This is a genomic window from Candidatus Protofrankia californiensis (genome assembly GCF_900634765.1).
GTDB classification, from domain to species: domain Bacteria; phylum Actinomycetota; class Actinomycetes; order Frankiales; family Frankiaceae; genus Protofrankia; species Protofrankia californiensis.
Genome location: NZ_CAAAFT010000045.1, coordinates 8019 through 14093 on the forward strand (window position 1 = coordinate 8019; position 6075 = coordinate 14093).

General features: G+C 67.0%; 4 protein-coding genes and 1 pseudogene. 2 read left to right on the forward strand and 3 right to left on the reverse strand.

What is annotated here, in order from left to right; all coding sequences use genetic code 11:
* Both DD1DGNOD_RS02435 and DD1DGNOD_RS02440 read left to right on the forward strand, forming a co-directional pair.
* Positions 1-637, forward strand: a 637-nt coding sequence (locus tag DD1DGNOD_RS02435) for an ABC transporter permease (RefSeq protein WP_131769346.1), incomplete at its 5' end; no start/stop codon positions are given.
* Positions 638-825: 188 nt separating this feature from the next.
* Positions 826-1701 carry a ParA family protein gene (locus DD1DGNOD_RS02440; RefSeq protein ID WP_131765012.1) on the forward strand — a complete coding sequence of 292 codons (876 nt, stop codon included), beginning with the start codon at positions 826-828 and terminating at the stop codon, positions 1699-1701.
* Between the two features lie 201 nt (positions 1702-1902).
* On the opposite strand, the gene DD1DGNOD_RS02445 is transcribed toward DD1DGNOD_RS02440, so the two are convergent.
* The 3 genes and pseudogenes from DD1DGNOD_RS02445 to DD1DGNOD_RS02455 all read right to left on the reverse strand — a co-directional run.
* On the reverse strand, positions 1903-4257 hold the full coding sequence (locus tag DD1DGNOD_RS02445) for a lamin tail domain-containing protein (protein WP_206442906.1): 2355 nt from the start codon (positions 4255-4257) through the stop codon (positions 1903-1905).
* A 342-nt stretch (positions 4258-4599) separates the two neighbouring features.
* Positions 4600-5607, reverse strand: a complete 1008-nt coding sequence (locus DD1DGNOD_RS02450; protein ID WP_131769344.1) for a DUF2889 domain-containing protein — start codon at positions 5605-5607, stop codon at positions 4600-4602.
* A gap of 178 nt (positions 5608-5785) precedes the next feature.
* Positions 5786-6075 (reverse strand): annotated as a pseudogene (locus tag DD1DGNOD_RS02455) (metallophosphoesterase); the annotation flags it as partial.

A 6075-nucleotide genomic window follows, 5' to 3' on the forward strand; every position in this document is an offset into this window, starting at 1 on the left:
CTCCGTGCGTGAGATCGTCAAGGAGCGGCCGATCTACCGGCGTGAGCGCACGATCGGCCTGTCGCGTACCGCCTACCTCGGTTCGAAGATCGTGGTTTTAACCGGGATCACCACCTGCCAGTGCGTGGTGTTCACCTTGATCGGCTTACTGGGGCGCCTACCGGCCGATGCCGTACTGCTCGGGTCACCGCTTGCGGAGTGTCTGATCGCGGTGATCGTGGCAGCGCTGTCGTCGATGATGATCGGGTTGCTCGTGTCGACGCTGGTGGACAACGCCGACAAGACCATGCCTGTACTCGTGCTGGTCACCATGGCCCAGCTCGTGCTGTCCGGGGGCTTGGTGTCGGCGGTGGGACGACCCGTGCTGGAACAGGTGAGCTGGATCGCGCCGGCTCGCTGGGGTTTTGCCGCACTGGGTTCGACCGCGGACCTCAACGAGGTCGCCAAGCTCGGCCGCGTGGGGCCCCGGGGCGATCCACCGGACCCGCTGTGGGACCACAGCGGGGCCACCTGGCTCCTCGACGTCCTCGCGGGCGTGGGGGTGGGTGTCGTCGCGCTGGCACTGACCGCGTACATGATCCGTCGGATCGAACCGAAGGTCAGCCGGCGCAGGACGATCGTGGATCCGCCATCCTAGAGGTGGCGAATCCGCGATCGGGCTGATTCTGCGCGTGACCGGAGGGTCGAAGACGGTGCGGATGCTGGCTCATAGGCACGTCCCGGGCTGTCACCATGATCGGCGGTGCGCGCTATCGTGTCGGATCATCTGGTCAGAGATCTCACCGCGACGGCCCCGTGCCGGTGAGGGTAGGCGGTGGAACAACGTTGGCGTACATCATCTCGACGATCAACCTCAAGGGAGGCGTCGGCAAGACGACGATCACCGCGGCACTGGCGGAGATCCTGGCGGGGGAGCATGGGAAGCGGGTACTGATCATCGATCTGGACCCGCAGACGAACCTGACCATTTTCATGATCGGCGAAGTGCGTTGGCAGGAGCTCAACGATTCGGGCCGGACGCTTGCGACGCTCTTCCGCGACGCGGTGGACCCGGGGCCGGACGGGAGCCTCTTCGACATCGACCTGGCGTTGCAGCGGGACGTCTCCCCGGTGGGAAGCGTCACGCAGGTCGACATGCTGGCCTCCTCGCTGGACCTCATCGACCTGCAGGACAGGCTGTTGTTGCCCGCCGGGGGCCTCGTCCACAATCAGGTCCACAACCCGGTCGAGCTGCTGCACCGGCAGATCGAGAAGGTCGCCGATGACTACGACTACATCCTTGTGGATTGCCCGCCGAACCTCAGCGTGCTCACCCTGAACGGGCTGCGAATCTCGCACGGCTATATCGTCCCGACGATTCCGGACGTCATGTCCACGTACGGAATTCCGCAGATACGGTCCAGGATCCAGAAGTTCGCCACGAGCGTGGACCGCCCCATCCCCGCCGTCGGCCTTGTCGTCAGCAAGTATCGGGCGAGCGTCTCGCTGCACCGGCAGACGGCCGATTATCTGGCCCGGTCCGCAAAGGAAACCGGCCTGCACGTGTTCGACTCCAGGATCCCGGATTCGACGGAGATCGCGGAGGCGGCGGAGTTCAACGACTGGGGCACCCTGCGGCAGCGGTACGGCTACCACCGCCACTACGATGCGCTCGCCGCGCTCGCGGTCGAGTTCATGGCCGCTGTCGAGGGCATCCGATGAGAACCGTCAGCCGTTGACAGCCGTCGGCGTCAACGGCACACCGAGCAGGCAACCCTAACGACCCGGGGACCTGGGCCTCCGGCAGCGCGAAAAAAACCATGATCGCGCTGCCTTTGGCCCTCTGGTTCCGCGCGGAGGTGCCGGCCGCCGCGTGCGGCAGCCGGCACCAGGTCCTGCGACATAGAACTTGCGATATGGAACTCAGGGCAGGGTGAGCCGGGCGACCTGTGGGTCGTGGTCGCTCTGCTGGACGGCGAACTCGGAGTTCACGTGGACCACGTCGTAGCTGTACGAGGCGCCGGCCAGCGCGGCGGACAGCAGGATGTGGTCGAGGACCTGCGAGTTGCCGTCGTAGACGTAGGTGTAACGCTCGGCGTCGGCCAGGGTGGCCGGCAGATCGGTCAGCCCGGCGCTGGCCAGGGTCTGCACGGGCGCTGAGTAGGTGAAATCGTTCAGGTCGCCGGCCACCACGATCCGTGCCTGGCTGTCGATCGCGAGGATCGACTGGACGAAGTTCTTCACCACCGCAGCCTGCTGGTTACGCTGCGTCTCGCTGGAGAGGGTCGGCGGCTGGTAGCGGCCAAACAGCGGGTTGTCACCGCCTTTGGAGTTCCAGTGGTTGGCGATCACGAACAGCGGTTTGGAGCTGAAGTAGAACTTGCCCACCAGCGGCTTGCGGCTGGCGTTGAAGGCCGAGTTGGTCGGGTCGATCCGGCCGGGGTTGACGCTGAGGTTCACCCGGTCGGCGGGGTTGCCGCTGTCGGAGACGCTCACCGCGGTGGTGGAGCCGCCCGGTGTGCCGGAGGCGAAGGTGAGCCCGATGTCGGTACGGAACAGGAAGCCGACGCGGATGTTGCCGCCGGGCTCGCCGCCGTCGGCGTCATCCACCGGGTTGATCTGCTGGTAGGTGTAGGTCGGCCCGCCCGCGGCACTGATCGCATTGATCAGTTTGGTCCAGGTCTGGTCGGCGGCCACCACCGAGCTGTTGGTTGCCCCGTCGTTGTCCTGGATCTCCTCGACGGTGATGATCCCCGGCGAGGCCAGGTGGGTCACGATCTGCTGCGCCAGCCCGTCGAACTTGCTCTGCGGGTCGGACGGGTCCAGGTTCTCCACGTTGAACGTGGCGACCGAGATCTGCCCGGGGCCCGGCCCGCCGGTGCTCTCCGGCGCGAGCCCGCCCGCCACCCTGCTGATCGCGCTGGTCAGCAGCAGCTTGAAGTTGCCGAAGGAGTAGTCGAGGATGCCGACTGCCGGCCCGGAGAAATGGTCGCCCACGTTCACTCCGGTGGGTACCGAGCCGGTCAGCGCTCCGTCGTCGAGGATCACCCGCTCCGGGTTGGGATCGGTCTGGCGCAGCACGATGCCGCCGCGGGTGGTGCGTACCGACGCGTTCGCGCCGTTGTCACCGAGTACCGGGATCTCGTTGTAGCTGTTGCCCGGGCCCACCGCCACCGGGTTGTTCACCTGGACGCGCATGCCCTCAAGGGACTCGTAGAAGTCGATGCCGTCGGTGCTGGCGTCGAAGGTGCCGGAGGTTTCGACACTGCCCGTGGCGTCGTTGTCGATCACCGTGCTCGGCGGCACCCGGCCGCCGGTGCCGATGACGGTCGCGGCCGGGACGCTCCGGGTCCCCAGCACGGAGACAGACGGTGAGGTGATCTCCGTGGTGGTCAGGTTCGTGGTGCTCGACCCACCCGGCCGGTACTCCGACACGGTCCCGCCGACCGCGATCTCCTGGCCGACAGTGACCGTGGGTGCGCTGGAGGTGTACACGAACACGCCTTCGGAGGTGGCGTTGTTCGCGTCCGGGCAGGGATCCTGGAACCAGAAGCCGGTGCTGATCACCGTGGTGACCACACCACGTACGTTGGATACCGACTGGCCGTTGCGCGAGGAGATGTGTGCGCTGCCCTGGATGTCACGGATGCGGGTGGTGTAGCCGGCACAGTCGCCGCCCCCGCCGCTCTGGGAGTTCTGCGGGGTGGGGCTGACCTTGGCGAAGTCGCTCGCGTTGTTGTCGGTGTCGGTGGCCGGGTTCGACCTGGTCGCTGAGGTGGTGTTGGACAGGGTCGGGGCCGGCGAGGTCTCGTAGTCGTTCGCGCTGCCGTAGCCGATGAAGTCCTTCACGCCGGACGCGGTGTCGCAGTTGCCACCGCATGTCAACGCGGTGGTGGTGGTGACGAGCGCGACCTTGCCCGAGGTGGCCGACATGTTCGTCGTGCCGGTCGCGTCCGGGGTCGGCAGCGCGGCACCCTGGCTGCCTCCGGAGCCGAGCTTGACCAGATACCTGGAGCCGGGCTGGATCGTGCCGGACAGCGCGGTGACGAGGTAGTTGGTGCCGGACGCGGAGGCGTACTGCGTGGACCAGCCGGAAACGCTGACCGCCGTGGTACCGCGGTTGTACAGCTCCACGAAATCGTTGAGGTACGGGGCGCCGCTGTTGCCGCCACCGCCGTAAACCTCACTGATCACCACGTCGGGCGAGGTCGAGAAGGCCGGGGCCGCGACAACCCCGATAAAGCCACCGACCAGGGTTACGGCGAGGACAGGCGGCACCAGACGCCGCACGACGGACCGAGCGCGTGGCGAAGGGCAAGAATGATCCATGAACGGGCTCCTGGCCGACAATGCGTGGGCAACGAGATGAGCCCGTCATCTCTATCGAGCGGACGGTGTTGATTTCTATCGGGTAAAGGCGACGATCAGCGGACGGGTGAATGAACTTCTGTCGCGACGGAAACGATGCTTCTCGGTCCGGCAACCGGGCTTCTCGGTCTGGTAACCGGCCGTCGATGACGGCCCGCGCTGACCGCTGAGACGGACGGCGCCGACCGCTAGGTTCTGTCCGCAGGGCCTCCGAGCGCACGAAAAACCCATGATCATGCGCTCTTTGGTCAGCTAGGACAGCAGTGGGAGCAGGGCGTGGACGTCGGCGAGCGCACGGAGCTGGTCGGTGAGGTGGGTGCAGGTCGTCGGTCCGGTCAGGGCGGTGCGTAGCCCGTCGCGCAGTCCCACCAGACGCTGACCGACCACGCGGCTGACGCTCGCCACGGCGAGCGGGCAGTCCGGACCCGGCAGGACATGGGGTGTCGCATCCGTTGAGCGGACTGTCCCGGTGGCGAGGTCGACCGTGGCGTTGACGGCGTATTCGTGGATGATCGACTCCGAGCCGTCCGGCTCGCAGTAGGTGTCCCGGAAGAGCCCTTCCACCACGGCCTCGCCCGGCTGCGGCCCGGGTGACACGTCAATCCTGCGCCGTCGCCGGATGCTCCCCGGCGGGAGCGGCGCTGTCACGTGCCAGCCCAACGGATCGCTGCTGTCGTCCAGCGGTGGAGCGGTCGCTCCCCTGCCCATGAGAGCGGATCGATCTTCACGGTTGGCGACGTCCATCTTGCCGCCGGCCACCCAGCCGGCACAGACGTTGACGGGTGGCATGGTGGCGGTCGTCGGTTGCTTTCCGATCGCGCGAGCGATAGCCGAACCTGAGATCAGTGTGACCACGGGTACTTCGTCGAGAAGCAGCCCGAGCAGGGTGCCTTCGGCGGTCAGGCGGGGCATAGCCTGGTCCAGCGCGGTGCGGAAACCCGCACCGGCCCGGGCGCCCAGAAGTGAGTCGCTGTCTGCTATCGCCGGATCACAGTGGACTCCGGTCACCGTCCGCCCACCGAAATAGTCGATCGTGACCCGGGTGCTGGCCTCGGCCACGACCTCCGCATTGCCCTCTGACACCGGGTGGTCCGAGGCCGTGCGCAGATCGCGGGCCCTGCCGACGAGCACGAGCGGGCTTTCGACGTTGTCCGGGCACAGGGCGTCAACCGTGCTGGTGCGGCGCACCGAGCCCGGGATGCGAGGTGGCGTGTCCGTGGTCGGTCCGACCGGGGAGAGCCACTGGAGAACGTTCGTCACTCTTCCAAGGATTACCACCGGCGAACCGCTGAAGGCTCTATGGTAGGCCGTTTGGGCTGAGGAAGTCGGCAATGTCACGTCCTCCGTGACATCTCCGCGGTCGCCGACCCGTTACTCGGTGGCACTTAACCACCGAATAACTCGGGGACCGGGTCTCCCGGACCTGCCGGTCGGTCCGTCAGGTGGTCGTCACCGTCTGCGTCGTCCACGAGAAGACGTTCGGTGTGCGTGGGTTCGCGGTGACCCGCAACCACTGCGTGGCGGTGTCGCCGAAGGTCTCCAGCCGGGTCAGGTTGGGCACACCGGCGTAGGCGGGTTCCACCTCGTAGATGTGCTCGTCGCCGTGTACGAGCAGGACCGGCTTGCCGTAGCTGCGCGACCGTTCGGCGATGCGCTGGCGGATCTCGGCGAAGCCCGGGGTCTCGGTGGGCTCGGCCTGCATCAGCAGGAGCACGCCGGGAGCGTGGG